Raw genomic sequence first — 16,116 nt, 5'->3', positions numbered from 1 at the left:
TTAATTTCTTACTAAAAGCCGGTATTCGTTTTATCACTAATGCGATCCTCCATTAAACTTTAGCTTTTTCTTTAACTCCTTTTAATCACAACCAATTTTTGCACGGATTTCTTTGTATTGTTTCCAGTCAAATTTTTGAAGAAATTCCAGGGCTTTTTTCGCTCCTAAAAGAAATAGTTGCTGTTGGCGCTCTTCTGTCATGCCAAAGTTTAGCCAATTGTAATCTTCATCTGCATCAATACGGCAAATAAGTTTTTCATAATCGGGATTTTTAAGGATAAAATCATAATCATGAATTTGCCTCATGGTACTTATCATAGCTCCGCAGTATCCAAATGTGCCGCTAGTTTTAGCATAAGACTCTCTATATGTACTTAACCTCACTCCAAAAGTGGGCCTTGAGGGTTGTTTCCCGCTTGGAATATGAAATGTGTTTATTGGGAAGTTAGATAACATTCCACCATCTACAAATTTTACCGATGCCGGCACAGGGCCGCTATAACTAACAAGGTCTACCCAGTTTTTGTCTTTAATTTTACCGGCATTGGGAATGTCCTTTACCGTAAACGGATAAAAGAAGAAAGGGATAGACATAGAAGCCCGAACAAATTTTGCGGGATGAATATTCTCAGCTTCCTGCCAATACAATTTTCGCATTTTTGGAAATTCTACCTTGCTATGCGTTGTAATTTCGGAGGTGATAATGGCTAATCCCGGTTTTTTAAATTGGTATGCGGTATTGGTTAAGTGCTTTAATTTTGGAAGAGTAGCTCTTCTTTTATCCAAATCTGCCAGGCTGTGAATACCATTTTCTTCCAGGGCTTCAGTGAGCCATTCTTCAAAATGATTGCCGGGGTTTATACCCAATTTATTTTTTAACAGCTTAAAAATTTTCCGGGCATTCCAAACAACATTCCAGAATATACTGCTGTTATTTTCTATCTTTTTTTGAACCAGTCTTTTAATTCCGGAAGGCCCATCTACAAAATCGAAAAAATTCTTATCTCCTATTATATTTATTATTTTTTCTGAAGTGGGTTCCCCTGGTTTGGCTACGCCGGCCATCAATATGGTATTTATAGAACCTGCCGATGTTCCAGCCAGGCTATAAAAGCGTATTCCTGCTTTTTCCATAATATAGGTGTAACCCACTAAGGCAATCCCCAAAACGCCACCTCCTTCCTGCACCAGGTCTACATATTGATTGCCTTCAGAATCTACGATATCAGAATAAGGCTTATGTTGTTCTTTAAGAGCAATTGCTTCCTTAACTATTTGCTGTACTTCTGGATTGTCTAAAAATCTATTGTTTCCCATACTAAAAAATTTTACCCAAAAGAGAGAGCATAACTTTACTGAACTTTTCAGAATTAGCTGCGATCTTATTTACCTTATTGTTGCGGGAGGTGCTGGATTTAACGATTTCCATTAATTCCGAGAAATCTTCCATCTCACTCTTTTCGGGAAAAATCTCCTGAATTTCTTTTTTGGTAAGATGCGTAATAGAAGACATTTCACCTGCTAGCTCCTGGTTAGTTTCAGCTGCAGCCGTTACAGCAGCATTCTTGGCTTTTTTTCGAAATTCTTCCCAATCTATTTTTGTGCTATTTCCCATTATATTTGATTTAGGATATTATTTAATTGTTCTGTATAGTTTTGAATGTTCTCCCGAATCGCATTATACCTGTTATCTACACTGTTTGCGGTATTGAGCATTTTTTCAGTGATTAGGGCTGTATCGTTAATCGTTTTGCTTATTTTATCATCGCTTATACCAATCATGTTGAGATACCGCTGCCGGTTTTCATCAATTTCAGAAGCCGAAAAAAGAAAAGAAGTGATGGTGTTATTGATGCTCCTGGCATTTGTATATTTTTCCTTGAGAGCCTGTTCTAATTTATATTCTAATTTATCAAGGGGGGCTATCATTGTTTCATATTGCAAATTAATTTCTTCTTGCAGGGCGGGAGCCGTGGCCAGGATAAACTGTAACCTGTCTTCGGGACTACCTTCATTAACAACCATATTCCACATATTGCTAATATCCTGTTGCCTAAAATATTTTTCAGCATATAAGGGTAGCCATACGGTGTTTATATAATCTTTGGCATTTTTTCTTTTTAGCTCAAAAAAGCTATGAACCAGGCCAAGGTGCGAATTTTCAAGCTCCTGGATTTCTGTGTTAAGTTGTTGAGAGAGTACCGGAGCTTCCCTGGGTATGCTAGCACAAGAAACTAAGGATATTGCAATAATTACAAGATAAAAATTGAATATTATTTTTTTCATAGCTATAAAAATTAGAAAACTATATAAAATTATCTTAAATTCTTATCTAAAGGAAGGGGAAAAACATCCTTTTTTATAAATAAATTTACACCAACATAGAACAGGCTTGTTTTTATATTTAATACTAAGTCTTGTAAAATGAAATGTTTATATGAATTTTAAAAAGTGGCTGTGCCTATTTTAACTATTAACCAAGCGTTTTTTATGAAAAATATATCCCAGGTATTAGAAAGCTTAGATGAAATTATAAACGAGACGGAAAAAGAGAATAATGTACTTGGTTATTTTGCCGTTTTGTATCGTAGGGTAACCTGGAAAGTAAAAGAAGCCATAGAAAATCGCCACTTTGACGATGCAGAAAGAATGGAGAAGCTGGATGTTGTTTTTGCTGAAAGATATATTGTTGCTTATTATAATTACAAAAGAAATTTACCGGTAGCAAGGTCCTGGCAAAAAGCCTTTGACCTGGCTACAAATTTTTGGCCAATTACTTTACAGCATTTGTTGATAGGGATGAATGCCCATATAAACCTGGACTTGGGAATTGCTGCGGCCAAGGTTTCGGAAGGAAAAAATATTGAAAATTTAAAAGCAGATTTTAATAGAATTAACCAGATTTTGGCCGATTTGGTAGAAGAGGTACAGCATAACCTGGCAACTATCTGGCCTCCGCTGGGCTATATTTTAAAACATACCGGGCAGGTAGATAATCTTATGACCAATTTTAGTATGCAATTGGCTCGTGATGGTGTCTGGCGGTTTGCTAAGACATTACACGCACCGCAGGGAAAAGCTTACAAAGATTGTGTTTTAGAAAGGGATATCGCGGTGGCTAAAGTTGCCGATATTATAACAAATCACCCACCCCGAATACGTTTTTTAATCGGTGTTGTTAGGCTTGGAGAATTAGGGTCGGTAGCAAGTAAGATGCGCAAGCTTAAAAAAATTACAAGCTAATAGGAGTTTGCTTTTAATTATGGAGTAAACTACAATTCTTGCTTAAAAACTCAAAAACCCAGAAAATGGTCTTGATCCAAAATGGTCTTGATCCACTTTATCCCCCGTCCAGTTTTCTCCAAAACAAAAAACCGAACTCTTTTCAGAATTCGGTTTAATTTGTTGGCCTACTAGGGCTCGAACCTAGACTCTTCTGGACCAAAACCAGACGTGTTGCCAGTTACACCATAGGCCATTGCTGTAATGCGGATGCAAATTTAAAACAAAGTTTCTATTGCACAAACTTTTTCCACAAAAAAATTATAGTTTTTTCTTAAGGCCTGAATTCACTTTAAAAAAATGGTACAGAGAGCTTGCAAAACAGCTTTATTTCCAGTCTTTTCAGAAAATATTTTGTTTTAAAGTCCGTTACTAAACTACTTCAGCAAATCTTAAGGCAGTAATGCTGTAAAATAAGCTGTAAGTTCACTTAACCTCAATTCAATTAATTCCCGATTATCGGGCATTCTTATTTTTATTATTAAATTCGCCACATAAGATTCAATTTTACTATAAAATGACAGATTTTAGCTTTAAGAAGTGGAACAAAATATTGGGATGGCTGGTATTTTTAATTGCACTCACCACATACACCCTCACCCTGGAACCAACAGCAAGTTTTTGGGATGCCGGTGAGTATATTGCTACTTCAGCAAACCTTGAAGTAGGGCATCCTCCGGGAGCACCATTATACCAAATGCTAGGTGCATTCTTTGCTACTTTCGCACCCGACAATTCTCAGGTTGCACTTATGGTGAATTTCATGTCTGGGGCGGCCAGTGCTTTTGCTGTGTTGTTTATGTTCTGGTCTATAAGTTTACTGGTTTTAAAAATAGCCGGACCCGCAGAAAAGCTTAAGCCCGCCAATAAAGTGGCGGTTTTAGGAAGTGCCCTTGTTGGATCTTTAGCCTTCACTTTTACAGATAGCTTTTGGTTTAGTGCCGTAGAAGCCGAAGTGTATGCTATGGCCGCCTGTATTATGGCGCTGCTTTTCTATTTAGGCCTGCTTTGGGAAAGGGATATGTTTAAACCAAGAGGAAATAAATGGCTTATTTTAATTTCACTGGTGGTAGGTTTATCTTTTGGAGTTCACTTTATGGGCCTACTTACCATTCCTGCAATTGGCTTCTTATACTTCTTTAAAAACTACAAAAAAGTTACTGTAAAGAACTTTATCATTGCAAATATTGTAGTGGTAGCTGTTTTGATGTTTATCTTTAAACTACTCCTACCCTACACCCTTACATTCTTTGCTGCTTCAGAATTGTTCTTTACCAACTCCCTGGGACTTCCCTTTAACACAGGTACCATCATAGCGCTTTTAGCCATTGTAGCCCTCTTTTACTTCGGAATTAATTATACCCGGAAGAAAAATTATTTTCAATTAAACACCCTATTTCTGTGCATTCTTTTTATCCTTATCGGGTTTTCCAGTTGGGTGATGCTTCCTATAAGGTCTAATGCCCCTACGGTTATTAATGAAAACAGCCCCGATAACGCCCGTGAACTATTGGCGTATTATAACAGGGAACAATACGGGGAAACTCATTTGTTTTATGGTCCGCAATTTTCTGAAATGTATGCTGGCCTGGATGCAAACAATCCGTATGCCGATGCAAAACCTAAATACGAGAAAGACGAAAAAGCCGGAAAATATATAATTGTAAACGATTATAAAAACGCAAGACAAAACCTGGACGATTCCCATAAGGCCATTTTGCCGAGAATGTGGAGCTCGCAACACGCGGCCAATTATATGGATTTTACCGGCCCCTTGGAATTTACTATAAAACCCGAATACCAGGGCGAAGAGAGACTGGTGAGCGCGGTAAACGAATTTCAAAACAGGTATGCACAGGGTGAGTTAGATAATAACGATTATCATAATTTCCTTCGCCAGTTTGGGGATTACCTCAACATAGAAAAACCATCTTTCGCCTCTAATATTGGGTATTTATTAGAATATCAAATTGGCTATATGTACTGGCGTTATTTTATGTGGAATTTTGTTGGGCGCCAGGACGATAACCAGGGAAAATATACCGATTTGCATGGAAACTGGCTTAGCGGTATAGATTTTATAGACGAGATGCACATAGGGCCTCAGGATAACCTTCCCAGCGATGTTAAAAACAATAAAGCAAGAAACACCTACTATTTCCTTCCTTTAATTTTGGGATTAATAGGACTCGTTTTTCAATTTAAACGTGATAAAAATAATTTTTGGGTATTACTGGTGTTTTTCCTCTTTACAGGAATAGCTTTAAAAATATACCTTAACGAAAGGCCTTTTGAGCCACGTGAGCGTGATTATGCCTTAGTAGGTTCATTTTATGTATTTGCTATCTGGATAGGTTTTGGCGCCTATGCACTATTTGATTGGGCTAAGAAATTCCTAAAACCAAAACTGGCAGCACCTATTGTAATTGCTGCATCTTTACTGGCAGTACCGGTACTTTTAGCTTCAGAAAACTGGGACGACCACGACCGTAGCGGTAGGGATACTACCCTTACTATGGCCAAAATGTACCTGGATTCTGTAGATGAAAATGGAATTATTTTCACCATTGGGGATAACGATACTTTTGCGCTTTGGTATGTGCAGCAAATTGAACGTTACCGTACCGATGTAAGAGTTGTAAATACCAGCCTGTTTGCTACCGATTGGTATATAGATCAAATGAAGCAAAAGGCTTTTGACAGCGACCCAATACCTTCGCAATTTGAAAATAAAGATTACAATGGGGTTAATGACGCCGTTTTTGCCAAAGAGGTTACAAACGATACTATCCCCATTAAAACCTGGCTGAATTATATTCAAAATGACGACCCAAGAACGCAAGCCGAATTGCAAAGCGGACAAATGATCAATACTTTCCCTACTAAAAATATTCGTATTCCGGTAGATAAAGAAACTGTGTTAAAAAATGGCATCGTAGACGAGCGATTTGCTGATGAGATTGTAGATGAAATTGTGATCAATATCGATTCAGATGTTATTTATAAGAATACATTGTTGATGCTGGATATTCTTGGAAATAATAACTGGGAAAGACCTATTTATTTCTCCGGTGGAAGCTTTAATGACGAAGATTATCTGTGGATGAAAGAATATCTTCAATTAGAAGGGGTTGCTTATAAATTAGTGCCTATAAAAACCCCGGTAGACCCAAGAAACCCTTATGATATGGGACGTATCAATACAGATAAAATGTACGATATAGTAACAAACTGGGATTGGGGCAATATGGGATCAGACGATATTTATCACGATCCGGAAACACGTAGAAACTCTATTACCTACAGAAGCAACCTGGCCAGGCTGGTAGAAAATCTACTAAATGAGCAAGATACCACAAGAGCCAAAAAAGTGCTTGATCTTGCTATGGAAAATATGCCGGTAGAACATTACAATTATTATGCACTATTAGAGCCCTACGTAACCGGTTATTATGAGGTAGGCGAACCCGAAAAAGCGAGGGAAATTTGGAATAAAATCGCTACGCATTATAAAGAAAACTTACAGTATTACGGTAGTTGGGATATAGATAGGCAATACCGTAGTTTTAATGAAATTATCTCTAATATTGAACGCTATAGGGCCCTGGTAGATATACTTGTAATGCATCAGGATGAAGAGATTATTGAAGAAAAAGCCGATGAGTTTAATAAGCACCTGGAGATGTTTAGACATTTTTACGGTGAAGAAGAAGAAATAACTCCAGAGGCTCCTGAAGAGGTATTACGTGAAGAAGGAATAAATTCTGAATTAAATACAGGCAATTCTCTTAGGATAGATTCATCGGAATAGAAGAAATGGAATATCCAAAAAGCCTATTTTCGTCAAGCTGAACTCGTTTCAGCTTCTAATAGGCTTTTTGATTATCAATATCTAAAGTCCTGAAATAATCCCGAAAAGCTTCCGGGACACAATGAGAATTTTAAAATTTATTTCGACAGCCGATATGAGCTCGTTTTTAGTAAAATATCCTTTCCTTTTAAGAAAGCTTTATCCCAATAGGCTTACAAGACTTGAAGCAGAAAAGACCATTTACCTAAGCTTTGATGATGGACCAATCCCCGAAATCACTCCCTGGGTTTTGCACACTTTAGAACAATATCATGCAAAAGCCACTTTCTTTTGCATAGGTGATAACATTAGAAAAAACCCGAAAATATTTCAGCAGATATTAAAAGGAGGACATCGTGTGGGAAATCACACTTTTAACCATCTAAACGGATGGAAAACGAAAACCGATGCCTATGTTAACAACGTATTGAAAGCTGAAGAAAGCCTTCTTGAAAATAGAGGCGAGAAAAGAGACAATAGAGAAAAGAGAAAGGGAACAGAAAGCAAGAACAAAAAAGGAAAAACCAGAAACCACGAAACCGGGGAACAAAACCCGCAACTCGCAACCCAGAACTTTCAATCCCAAAGCTTAAACCTAAAACTATTCCGCCCACCTTACGGAAAGATTAAAAATTCACAAGCTGCAGAACTTGTAAAACAGCATTATAAGATCGTTATGTGGGATGTGATAAGCGGTGATTTTGATCACAGAATTTCTAAAGAAAAATGCTTAAGCAATGTTCTTAAAAATACTTCGGAAGGAAGTATTATTGTTTTTCACGACAGTATCAAGGCTTCAGAACACCTTAAGTATGTACTACCAAAAGTACTAAAACATTATACCGAAAAAGGCTTTGCCTTTAAATCGCTCTAAAGATATTCCTTTAGAATTCCTACCAGGGTTGCTGCATCCTGTTCGCCGCTTTGGCGCCATTTCATCTCGCCAGACTTATAAATTATAAGTGTTGGCAATACTTTAACCCGAAGGGCTTCGGCAAGCTGTACATTTTTATCTACATCTATTTTTATCACTTTTACCTTATTGCCCATAGTGGCGGCAACTTCTCGCAAGACCGGGTTCATAAGTTTAGAATCCTCGTTCCATTCGGTATAGAAATCCAGCAACACCGGAATATTGAGGTCTATTAATTCACCAAATTTTGACATGCAGCTTTTGTTTTAATTAAATTCGCAGTCCCCTTTTCTACTTTAAAATAAGACTGGTAATACAATGGTTAAAATGATAATTCTTTGGAGAAAACACTAATTCAAATATAGTAAATTCTATAAATTATGCGGGTTTTGAACCTTTTTTGAGTTCAATTACACTAATTTCAGGCCAAATCCCCACTCTCCCCGGAAATGCCAAATAGCCAAATCCGCGATTTACATTAATATAACGTCCAAATTCCTCATATATTCCTGCCCAATTTTGATATCTATACTGCACAGGACTCCATCTAAACCAACCGGGAATTTCAATTCCAAACTGCATTCCGTGAGTATGGCCGCTAAGTGTTAAGTGGTAATTCTTTTTGTCGTTTTTTATTTTTTCCTGCCAATAAGAAGGATCGTGACTCAATAAAATTTTAAAATCTTTCTCGCTTAGTCCCGCTCCTGCTTTATCTAAATCGCCAACTTTTTTAAATCCGCCGGCACCCCAGTTTTCCACACCAACCAGGGCAATTTTTTCTCCATTTTTTTCAATAAACTTATGCTCGTTTAGCAAAAGTTTCCAACCCATATTGGCGTGGGTTTCTTTTAAAGTATCTAAATTTTCCTTTTTCTCCCGGGCCGAATTCCATTGCTTATAATCGCCGTAATCGTGATTTCCCAAGACAGAGAAAACTCCGTCCTTTGCTTTTATTTGACCAAATAAGTCTTTCCAGGGCTCCATTTCTGAAGCTTCATTATTCACTAAATCCCCGGTAAAAACAGCGATATCTGCACCTTGTTCGTTTAAAAGGTCTATCCCGTATTTAATCTTCTTTTCATTATCAAAACTGCCACTATGAACATCGCTAATTTGTGCAAGTCTATATCCATCAAAAGCCTCGGGAAGATCTTCAAAATATAACGTATAATTAAGCACCCTAAAATTATACCTTCCTTTATACATACCATATAAAACCGAAGCAAATGGAATGGCCGCTATTCCCAGGGCCAACTGACTTAAAAATTTTCTTCTGGACGGAAGGGAAAAATCTTCTTTAGAGGAAAAGAACTTCTCAAAAGTCCCAACACCCAATCTATAGATATCTTCCCCAAACATGATTAAGGTTAAAATAAGCTTAAATAGGAGCACCGAAAGCAAAAAACCAAAAGCATATCCCCTGGCACCGGTAAGCAAACTCCCTTCTACCGGTGTTAACCATTGGTAAAGAAAATTAGCAAATACAGCAAGGGTCACCACAAAATAATGCGACACCGCCCAGTAATTTCGGGTTATGGTTTTTAATGCCTGGTAGGCGTAAATCTCAATAAATAAGACGAAAATTATAAATAATATCCAACGCATCAGCAATCCCATTTTTTTGCGAATATACTTTTAATCATCATTTTTAAAATTTGGTTTAGCTTTAATTTAACGCCTGTTACAGGCCTTAAACCATATTTACACAAGCACTTAAATAGTGCCAGAAATGTTGTTTAGCTATAAAATTTGACTATACCAGCAATAAGAAGTATTTTTCAAGGCTTTTTAATTATAATAAAACAAGCGATGAAACGAAGAAATTTTATAAAAGCAGCCGGTATATCCGGTGCTGGTGTCACCCTTTTACCGGGCACCTATAATTTACACGCCTCCACTTTTAAAAAACAGGACAAACCTTCCCCTATCTGTATAGCCACCTGGAATTTTCACGAAGCCAGTAAAACTGCCGGCGAGTTACTTTACAAAGGAGCCTCGGCCCTGGATGCCGCAGAACAGGGCGTAAGGGTTGAAGAAGCAAATCTTAACAACACAACGGTTGGAAACGGCGGCGCGCCCGATAGAGATGGAAATGTTACCCTGGATGCCTGTATAATGTCTCCGGAAGGAGAATGTGGCAGCGTGGTTTATTTAAAAGAAATTGAACACCCCGTTTCTGTAGCCAGAAAAGTCATGGAAGAAACACCCCATGTAATGCTTGCCGGGGAGGGAGCTTTCCAATTTGCCATTCAACAAGGATTTAAACCAAAAAATTTACTAACGAAAGAGTCGGAAGAAAAATGGAGAAAATGGTTAGAAAAGAAAGAATACAAACCAATAATTAATATAGAAAACCACGATACCATTGGAATGCTTTGCCTTGATGAAAAAGGCGATATTGCCGGGGCCTGTACCACTTCTGGACTGGCCTACAAAATGAATGGACGGGTTGGAGATTCTCCTATTATAGGCTCAGGACTTTATATTGATAATGAAATTGGCGGCGCAGTAGCCACGGGAATGGGCGAAGCCATTATGAAAAGTGTAAGCAGTTTTCTTATTGTAGAGTTAATGCGCCAGGGCAAAAGCCCACAAGAAGCTTGTGAAATTGCCATACAGCGAATTGTTAAACAGAACAGCAATTACAAAGATTTTCAGGTAGCTTTATTAGCTTTGGGAAAAAATGGGGAAGTAGGTTCTTATTGCCTCCATAAAGGCTTTACCTTTGTAAAATATCAAGACAACAAAAACACCAATACACCCAGCCAATCTTATCTCTAAATGGAACAAAAAAGATCTTACCGTACTGCATTTATATTTGTAACTATACTTTTTTTCCTTTGGGGGTTTATAACTGTTCTCGTAGATTCTCTTATACCAAGACTTCGGGAAGTATTTACCCTCTCCTATTTTCAGGCCGGAATGGTACAATTCGCCTTTTTTGGGGCCTATTTTTTACTATCTATCCCAGCAGGTTATATTTTATCTAAAATTGGATATAAAAGAGGAATTATTCTAGGGCTTGCAACTATGGCGATGGGCTGCTTATTATTTTATCCGGCGGCCTCCTATCGTGTCTTCGGAATTTTTATGCTGGGATATTTTACACTTGCAGCGGGTATCACCATACTTCAAGTCGCCGCAAACCCCTATGTAACTATTCTTGGACCAGAAAAAACGGCTTCCAGTAGGCTTAACCTTTCACAGGCATTTAATTCACTGGGAACAGCAATTGCTCCGGCATTAGGAGCTCTTTTTATTCTTCAGGACAAGGTAAAAACCAGTGCTGAAATTGAAGCCCTGGATGCTACTGCCCAAAAAACCTATTTAGCTGCTGAAGCAGCTGCAGTACAAACGCCATTTTTAGGAATTGCTGCTTTTATAGGAGTGATTGCCCTTGTTTTCTTTTTTGTAAAACTTCCAAAAGTTGGCGACAAAGAAGCTTCTAACGATTACAGAAAAGTATTAAAAAACAAAAATCTTATTCTTGGCGCTATTGGATTGTTCTGTTATGTAGGTGCCGAAGTTGCCCTGGGAAGCTATATGGTAAACTATTTTCTAAGCCTTGATCTTGCCACTACAGTAAGGGAAACTTCTTTTATGCGTACTATTGCAGAATGGATTCTAAACACAGGTGTTTCAGCATCTAGCGATATGGCTGTAGTAGGAGTCTTTGTTACTTTTTACTGGACAGGAGCTATGATTGGTAGATTTATTGGTTCCTATCTTACCTCTATATTCAATCCGGCAAAAATTCTAAGCATTTTTGCTATTGGAGCCATTGGAATGATCCTTATCTCTAATCTAACAGTAGGGCTTACTGCCATGTGGACCATTATAGGTGTGGGATTATTTAATTCAATTATGTTCCCTACCATTTTTAGTCTTGCGCTAGATGGCCTGGGAGACGATAAAGCCCAGGGTTCGGGAATTTTATGCACCATGATTGTGGGAGGTGCTATTATCCCTCCTGCCTATGGCTACCTTACAGATTCTTTTAACTTTAATGTAGCCCTAATTTTGGTAATGCTTTGCTACGCTTATATTTTTTATTACGCTTATAGGAATAAGAAAAGAAAAGTTGCAGTAGCCTAATTTTATCTGGTATTAATCTATAAGTTTTTAGCAAGGCCTAAAGCCAGTATGATAATATCTTTGTAGTTTTGGGATATTCAGAAAAAATAATATTCCAAAAGATATGTCTGCTCAAAAACGCCTGTTTCTTGTTGATGCCTATGCCCTAATTTTTAGGGGCTATTACGCCTTTATTAAAAACCCAAGGATAAACTCTAAAGGTTTTGACACTTCGGCCATCATGGGGTTTATGAATTCCCTTTTTGATGTTATTAGACGCGAAAAGCCAGACCATTTGGCCGTTTGTTTTGATAAAGAAGGCAGTCAGGTAAGAACCGAAATGTTTGCCGAGTATAAAGCCAATCGCGATGCAACGCCAGAACCTATAAAAGATGCTATTCCTATTATACAGGATATCTTAAAAGCCATGCATATTCCTGTGGTAGAATTAGCCGGCTGCGAAGCCGATGATATAATAGGAACTCTCGCCAAACAAGCAGAAAAAGAGAACTACCAGGTTTTTATGGTAACCCCCGATAAGGATTTTGCCCAGTTGGTATCTGAAAATATTTTTATGTACCGCCCGGCAAGAATGGGAAATGGGATAGAAATTTGGGGAATTCCCGAGGTACAAAAGAAATTTGAAGTAGAGCGTCCCGAGCAGGTGATAGACTTCCTGGGAATGATGGGAGATGCTGTAGACAATATTCCCGGACTTCCTGGAGTGGGCGAAAAAACAGCTAAAAAATTCCTGAAGCAATTTGGAAGCATGGAAGAGCTGTTGGCCAATACCGACCAGTTAAAAGGAAAAATGAAAGAAAAGGTAGAAAGCCATGCCGAACAGGGTATTCTTTCTAAACAACTGGCCGCCATCCTAACCGATTGTGATGTAAAGTTTCACGCTGAAGATTATGAGCTTTCCCAACCTGACGCCAAAAAAGTTCAGGATATATTTGATGAACTTGAATTTAGAAGGCTTAAAGATCAATTTATAAAGTTATTTAGCGGCGAAGAAGACGCGCCTCAAACCCAGGTTAGCAACTCTCCTTCAGCTAAAAAAGTTTCAAAAAATGCCGGAGAAGGTCAATTTTCATTGTTTTCAGGAAATGATTCAGAAAAAATTGAAGCTACATCGGGCGGAAGAAAATCTTTAAAAGATACTGCACACGTCTATCAAAGCCTAAACAGCAAAATGGCCAGGCAAATCTTCCTTCAAAATTTAGCAAAACAAAAAAGCGTTTGTATAGATACTGAAACAACCAGCTTGAATGCTTTGGAAGCAACACTGGTAGGTATTGCTTTTTCATGGGAAACCGGCAAAGGTTTTTACCTTCCTTTTCCCGAAGAAAAAGAAAAAGCACAGGAACTTATTGAGGAGCTAAGACCGTTTTTTGAAGATGAAAACATTGAAAAAATTGGCCAAAACTTAAAATATGACATCAAGGTTTTAGCTAAATATAATATTGAAATAAAAGGGAAGTTATTTGATACTATGATAGCGCATTACCTGATAAATCCGGATATGCGCCATAATATGGATGTTCTTGCCGAAACTTACCTTAACTACACCCCGCAGCCTATTTCAGAATTAATAGGAAAAAAAGGAAAGAACCAAAAATCTATGCGGGAAGTTCCTTTAGACCAGCAAACCGAGTATGGTGTAGAAGATGCCGATGTAACCCTTCAACTTAAAAAATTCTTTGAACAGGAATTAAAAGAAGCAAACACCCGAAAGCTGTTTGATAATATTGAAATTCCATTGGTTCGAGTACTGGCCGCTATGGAATTGGAAGGAATAAAGTTAGACGAGAAATTCCTAAAATCACTTTCTGATGCCTTGGATAGCGACATTAAAGACCTGGAGAAAAGTATATATGAAGAAGCTGGCGAAGAATTTAAAATAAGCTCCCCAAAACAATTAGGACTTGTTCTTTTTGAAAAAATGAAATTGGTTAAAAAACCAAAAAAGACCAAAACCGGGCAATATTCAACCAGTGAAGATGTACTATCTAACCTGGTTAAAGAACATAAAATCGTAGAAGATGTGTTAATGTATAGAGCTTTGGTTAAATTACAGAATACGTATGTAGATTCACTGCCAAATCAGGTACAGAAAGCTACTGGCAGGATCCATACCGATTATGTTCAAACTATTGCAGCCACCGGAAGACTAAGCTCCAACAACCCTAACCTTCAAAATATCCCTATTAGAACCGAACGTGGGCGCCAGGTTAGAAAAGCTTTTGTTCCAAGAGACGAAAACCATATTCTGTTGGCCGCCGATTATTCTCAAATTGAATTACGAATTATCGCTGCGCTTAGCAAAGAAGAGAATATGATGAAAGCTTTTAAAGATGGCAAAGATATTCACGCCGCTACAGCCTCCCAGGTATTTAATGTACCCATAGACGAAGTAACCCGGGAACAAAGAAGTAACGCAAAAACAGTAAATTTTGGGATAATCTATGGTGTTTCGGCTTTTGGATTAAGCAACCAAACCAATTTATCACGGGCCGAAGCCAAGGAACTTATTGACACTTACTATAAAACCTATCCTAAACTAACCGGTTATATTGCCGATCAAATAGATTTTGCACGTGAAAATGGCTATGTACAAACTATTTTAGGCAGAAGACGTTATTTAAAAGATATTAATTCGCAAAATGCCGTGGTAAGGGGCGCTGCCGAAAGAAATGCTGTAAACGCACCCATACAGGGTAGTGCAGCAGATATTATTAAGTTGGCAATGATTAATATTTATATGAAATTAAATGAAGGGAAGTTTAAAACAAAAATGCTACTCCAGGTCCATGATGAATTGGTTTTTGACGCCCATAAAGACGAAGTTGAAGAAGTAAAAAAGATGATCCAGTTTGAAATGGAAAACGCTTACAAACTAGATGTTCCTTTAGATGTAGAATTAGGAGAAGGCCAGAACTGGCTGGAAGCACATTAAAAAGCAGTGGGCAGTGGTCCGGTTGGCAGTAGAAATTACGATCTTAATGCAAAAAACCTCACAGCTTAAACTGTGAGGTTTTTCTATCTAACACTAAAAATATTGGCTGGTTTAATTCACTCTTGTGTATTCTAAAGATAAAACCCTAACATCTTCGGCATCGGTTCCATCCGGATTTCCATAATATTGTTCAGATTCAAATTTACTAATGTCAAAAGCGAAAGTATTGGCTGTTCTTTGCAGAACCCTGCTATGGGTTCTTGTGGTGCCATCTATGGTCATGGTAATCACCAAACGCTCTTCATTATTAAGATTTTCAACATCCCAGTTTCCCGAATCTGTGCGGCCCGAAAGACATGCGAATTCATCATCATTGTTTCCGGCTTTAAAATCTAACTTTGAGTTGGTAGTTATCATATCGCCATTTTGTAAAAAATTAACCCCCATATCCTGGAAACAATTTGTTTCCAAAAGTATGTTTGAATTAAAAACACCATCATCATTAAGATCTACTACAGTATCGGTTTCCATAGCCGAAAGTATCCATTCACCTTCAAGATCGGCTGGAGTAATAGTAGCTGTAGCATTGGCAGGATTTAATTGGTTCGAATTCAAATGATCTTCATTAGGCTCGCAAGACACTATAGCAAGTGCTGCTAAAAATATGCCCATAACATTTTTAAAATTAAGTAGATATTTCATAGCTAATTCAATTTGAGACTACAAAAATACAAAGCATTCAAACAATTTTATGACTTTTTTAACATAAAATTTACCACTCAACACATTTACAGGCATTTCATCGATATTAAATCTTCTAGATCAGGGAACAAAATATCGCTATACTTGCCTTTTGAAAGTAAATTCCAAATAGTGTGATTCTATTTCCGAGAATAGAAATTAAAGCTATATCCCTCAAAATAAATTAATTAATTTCCAATTTGCTATATGAATTTATAATTGTACATTTGCACCCCAATTTCCCGACATGATTCGTGTTGGGAATTGGGAATGGAATGTTTAATAACAAGTAAATTTAAT

General features: G+C 37.6%; 12 protein-coding genes and 1 tRNA gene. 6 read left to right on the top strand and 7 right to left on the bottom strand.

The genetic code is table 11. The features are described 5' to 3' along the window. Window positions 1–81: 81 nt before the first annotated feature. The 3 genes from GUB10_RS04185 to GUB10_RS04175 are packed head-to-tail and all read right to left on the bottom strand — an operon-like array spanning window position 82 to window position 2,286. Window positions 82–1,317, bottom strand: coding sequence for a patatin-like phospholipase family protein (locus GUB10_RS04185; RefSeq protein WP_193710190.1), 1,236 nt, complete (start codon window positions 1,315–1,317; stop codon window positions 82–84). A gap of 1 nt (window position 1,318) precedes the next feature. Continuing rightward, the gene (locus GUB10_RS04180; RefSeq protein ID WP_193710189.1) at window positions 1,319–1,615 is read right to left on the bottom strand and encodes a hypothetical protein; all 297 of its coding nucleotides are present in this window, start codon (window positions 1,613–1,615) and stop codon (window positions 1,319–1,321) included. Beyond that, window positions 1,615–2,286, bottom strand: a complete 672-nt coding sequence (locus GUB10_RS04175; protein WP_193710188.1) for a hypothetical protein — start codon at window positions 2,284–2,286, stop codon at window positions 1,615–1,617. The genes GUB10_RS04180 and GUB10_RS04175 overlap by 1 nt, the downstream gene beginning before the upstream one ends. A gap of 204 nt (window positions 2,287–2,490) precedes the next feature. Between GUB10_RS04175 and GUB10_RS04170 the strand changes: the two genes are divergently transcribed. Continuing rightward, window positions 2,491–3,243: a DUF5995 family protein gene (locus GUB10_RS04170; RefSeq protein ID WP_193710187.1), complete on the top strand. Its 753-nt coding sequence runs from the start codon at window positions 2,491–2,493 to the stop codon at window positions 3,241–3,243. Between the two features lie 162 nt (window positions 3,244–3,405). Here GUB10_RS04170 and GUB10_RS04165 read toward each other — a convergent pair. Further along, window positions 3,406–3,478, bottom strand: a tRNA-Gln gene (locus tag GUB10_RS04165). A 321-nt stretch (window positions 3,479–3,799) separates the two neighbouring features. On the opposite strand from GUB10_RS04165, the gene GUB10_RS04160 reads away from it, so the two are divergent. Together GUB10_RS04160 and GUB10_RS04155 are read left to right on the top strand one after the other, a co-directional pair. Further along, complete coding sequence (locus GUB10_RS04160) at window positions 3,800–7,093, top strand: DUF2723 domain-containing protein (RefSeq protein ID WP_193710186.1); 3,294 nt, start codon at window positions 3,800–3,802, stop codon at window positions 7,091–7,093. Between the two features lie 121 nt (window positions 7,094–7,214). Beyond that, window positions 7,215–8,006: a polysaccharide deacetylase family protein gene (locus tag GUB10_RS04155; protein WP_227740301.1), complete on the top strand. Its 792-nt coding sequence runs from the start codon at window positions 7,215–7,217 to the stop codon at window positions 8,004–8,006. On the opposite strand, the gene GUB10_RS04150 is transcribed toward GUB10_RS04155, so the two are convergent. Together GUB10_RS04150 and GUB10_RS04145 are read right to left on the bottom strand one after the other, a co-directional pair. Further along, complete coding sequence (locus GUB10_RS04150) at window positions 8,003–8,299, bottom strand: co-chaperone YbbN (RefSeq protein ID WP_193710185.1); 297 nt, start codon at window positions 8,297–8,299, stop codon at window positions 8,003–8,005. The two genes, GUB10_RS04155 and GUB10_RS04150, sit on opposite strands and share 4 nt — an antisense overlap. Window positions 8,300–8,423: 124 nt before the next feature. Continuing rightward, a complete protein-coding gene (locus GUB10_RS04145; RefSeq protein WP_193710184.1) occupies window positions 8,424–9,650 on the bottom strand; it encodes a metallophosphoesterase in 1,227 nt (408 codons plus the stop codon). Window positions 9,651–9,854: 204 nt separating this feature from the next. Between GUB10_RS04145 and GUB10_RS04140 the strand changes: the two genes are divergently transcribed. The 3 genes from GUB10_RS04140 (at window position 9,855) to polA (ending at window position 15,075) form a co-directional block, all read left to right on the top strand. After that, the gene (locus GUB10_RS04140) at window positions 9,855–10,826 is read left to right on the top strand and encodes a N(4)-(beta-N-acetylglucosaminyl)-L-asparaginase (protein ID WP_193710183.1); all 972 of its coding nucleotides are present in this window, start codon (window positions 9,855–9,857) and stop codon (window positions 10,824–10,826) included. Beyond that, the gene (locus GUB10_RS04135; RefSeq protein ID WP_193710182.1) at window positions 10,827–12,140 is read left to right on the top strand and encodes a sugar MFS transporter; all 1,314 of its coding nucleotides are present in this window, start codon (window positions 10,827–10,829) and stop codon (window positions 12,138–12,140) included. A gap of 103 nt (window positions 12,141–12,243) precedes the next feature. Further along, a complete protein-coding gene (gene polA, locus GUB10_RS04130) occupies window positions 12,244–15,075 on the top strand; it encodes a DNA polymerase I (RefSeq protein ID WP_193710181.1) in 2,832 nt (943 codons plus the stop codon). Between the two features lie 111 nt (window positions 15,076–15,186). Here the strand turns inward: polA and GUB10_RS04125 are convergent, their stop codons facing one another. After that, window positions 15,187–15,777, bottom strand: a complete 591-nt coding sequence (locus GUB10_RS04125; RefSeq protein ID WP_193710180.1) for a hypothetical protein — start codon at window positions 15,775–15,777, stop codon at window positions 15,187–15,189. Window positions 15,778–16,116: the final 339 nt, after the last annotated feature.

This window comes from Salegentibacter sp. BLCTC, from assembly GCF_015143665.1.
GTDB lineage: Bacteria > Bacteroidota > Bacteroidia > Flavobacteriales > Flavobacteriaceae > Salegentibacter > Salegentibacter maritimus.
Note: the sequence above shows the minus strand (reverse complement) of the source record. Positions and strands in the feature narration are given on the sequence as shown.

Coding starts and splice junctions, on each gene's coding strand:
- GUB10_RS04150 (WP_193710185.1), bottom strand. CDS start 8,299: ATGTCAAAATTTGGTGAATTAATAGACCTCAATATTCCGGTGTTGCTG.
- GUB10_RS04175 (WP_193710188.1), bottom strand. CDS start 2,286: ATGAAAAAAATAATATTCAATTTTTATCTTGTAATTATTGCAATATCC.
- polA (WP_193710181.1), top strand. CDS start 12,244: ATGTCTGCTCAAAAACGCCTGTTTCTTGTTGATGCCTATGCCCTAATT.
- GUB10_RS04145 (WP_193710184.1), bottom strand. CDS start 9,650: ATGCGTTGGATATTATTTATAATTTTCGTCTTATTTATTGAGATTTAC.
- GUB10_RS04170 (WP_193710187.1), top strand. CDS start 2,491: ATGAAAAATATATCCCAGGTATTAGAAAGCTTAGATGAAATTATAAAC.
- GUB10_RS04180 (WP_193710189.1), bottom strand. CDS start 1,615: ATGGGAAATAGCACAAAAATAGATTGGGAAGAATTTCGAAAAAAAGCC.
- GUB10_RS04135 (WP_193710182.1), top strand. CDS start 10,827: ATGGAACAAAAAAGATCTTACCGTACTGCATTTATATTTGTAACTATA.
- GUB10_RS04125 (WP_193710180.1), bottom strand. CDS start 15,777: ATGAAATATCTACTTAATTTTAAAAATGTTATGGGCATATTTTTAGCA.
- GUB10_RS04140 (WP_193710183.1), top strand. CDS start 9,855: ATGAAACGAAGAAATTTTATAAAAGCAGCCGGTATATCCGGTGCTGGT.
- GUB10_RS04160 (WP_193710186.1), top strand. CDS start 3,800: ATGACAGATTTTAGCTTTAAGAAGTGGAACAAAATATTGGGATGGCTG.
- GUB10_RS04155 (WP_227740301.1), top strand. CDS start 7,215: ATGAGAATTTTAAAATTTATTTCGACAGCCGATATGAGCTCGTTTTTA.
- GUB10_RS04185 (WP_193710190.1), bottom strand. CDS start 1,317: ATGGGAAACAATAGATTTTTAGACAATCCAGAAGTACAGCAAATAGTT.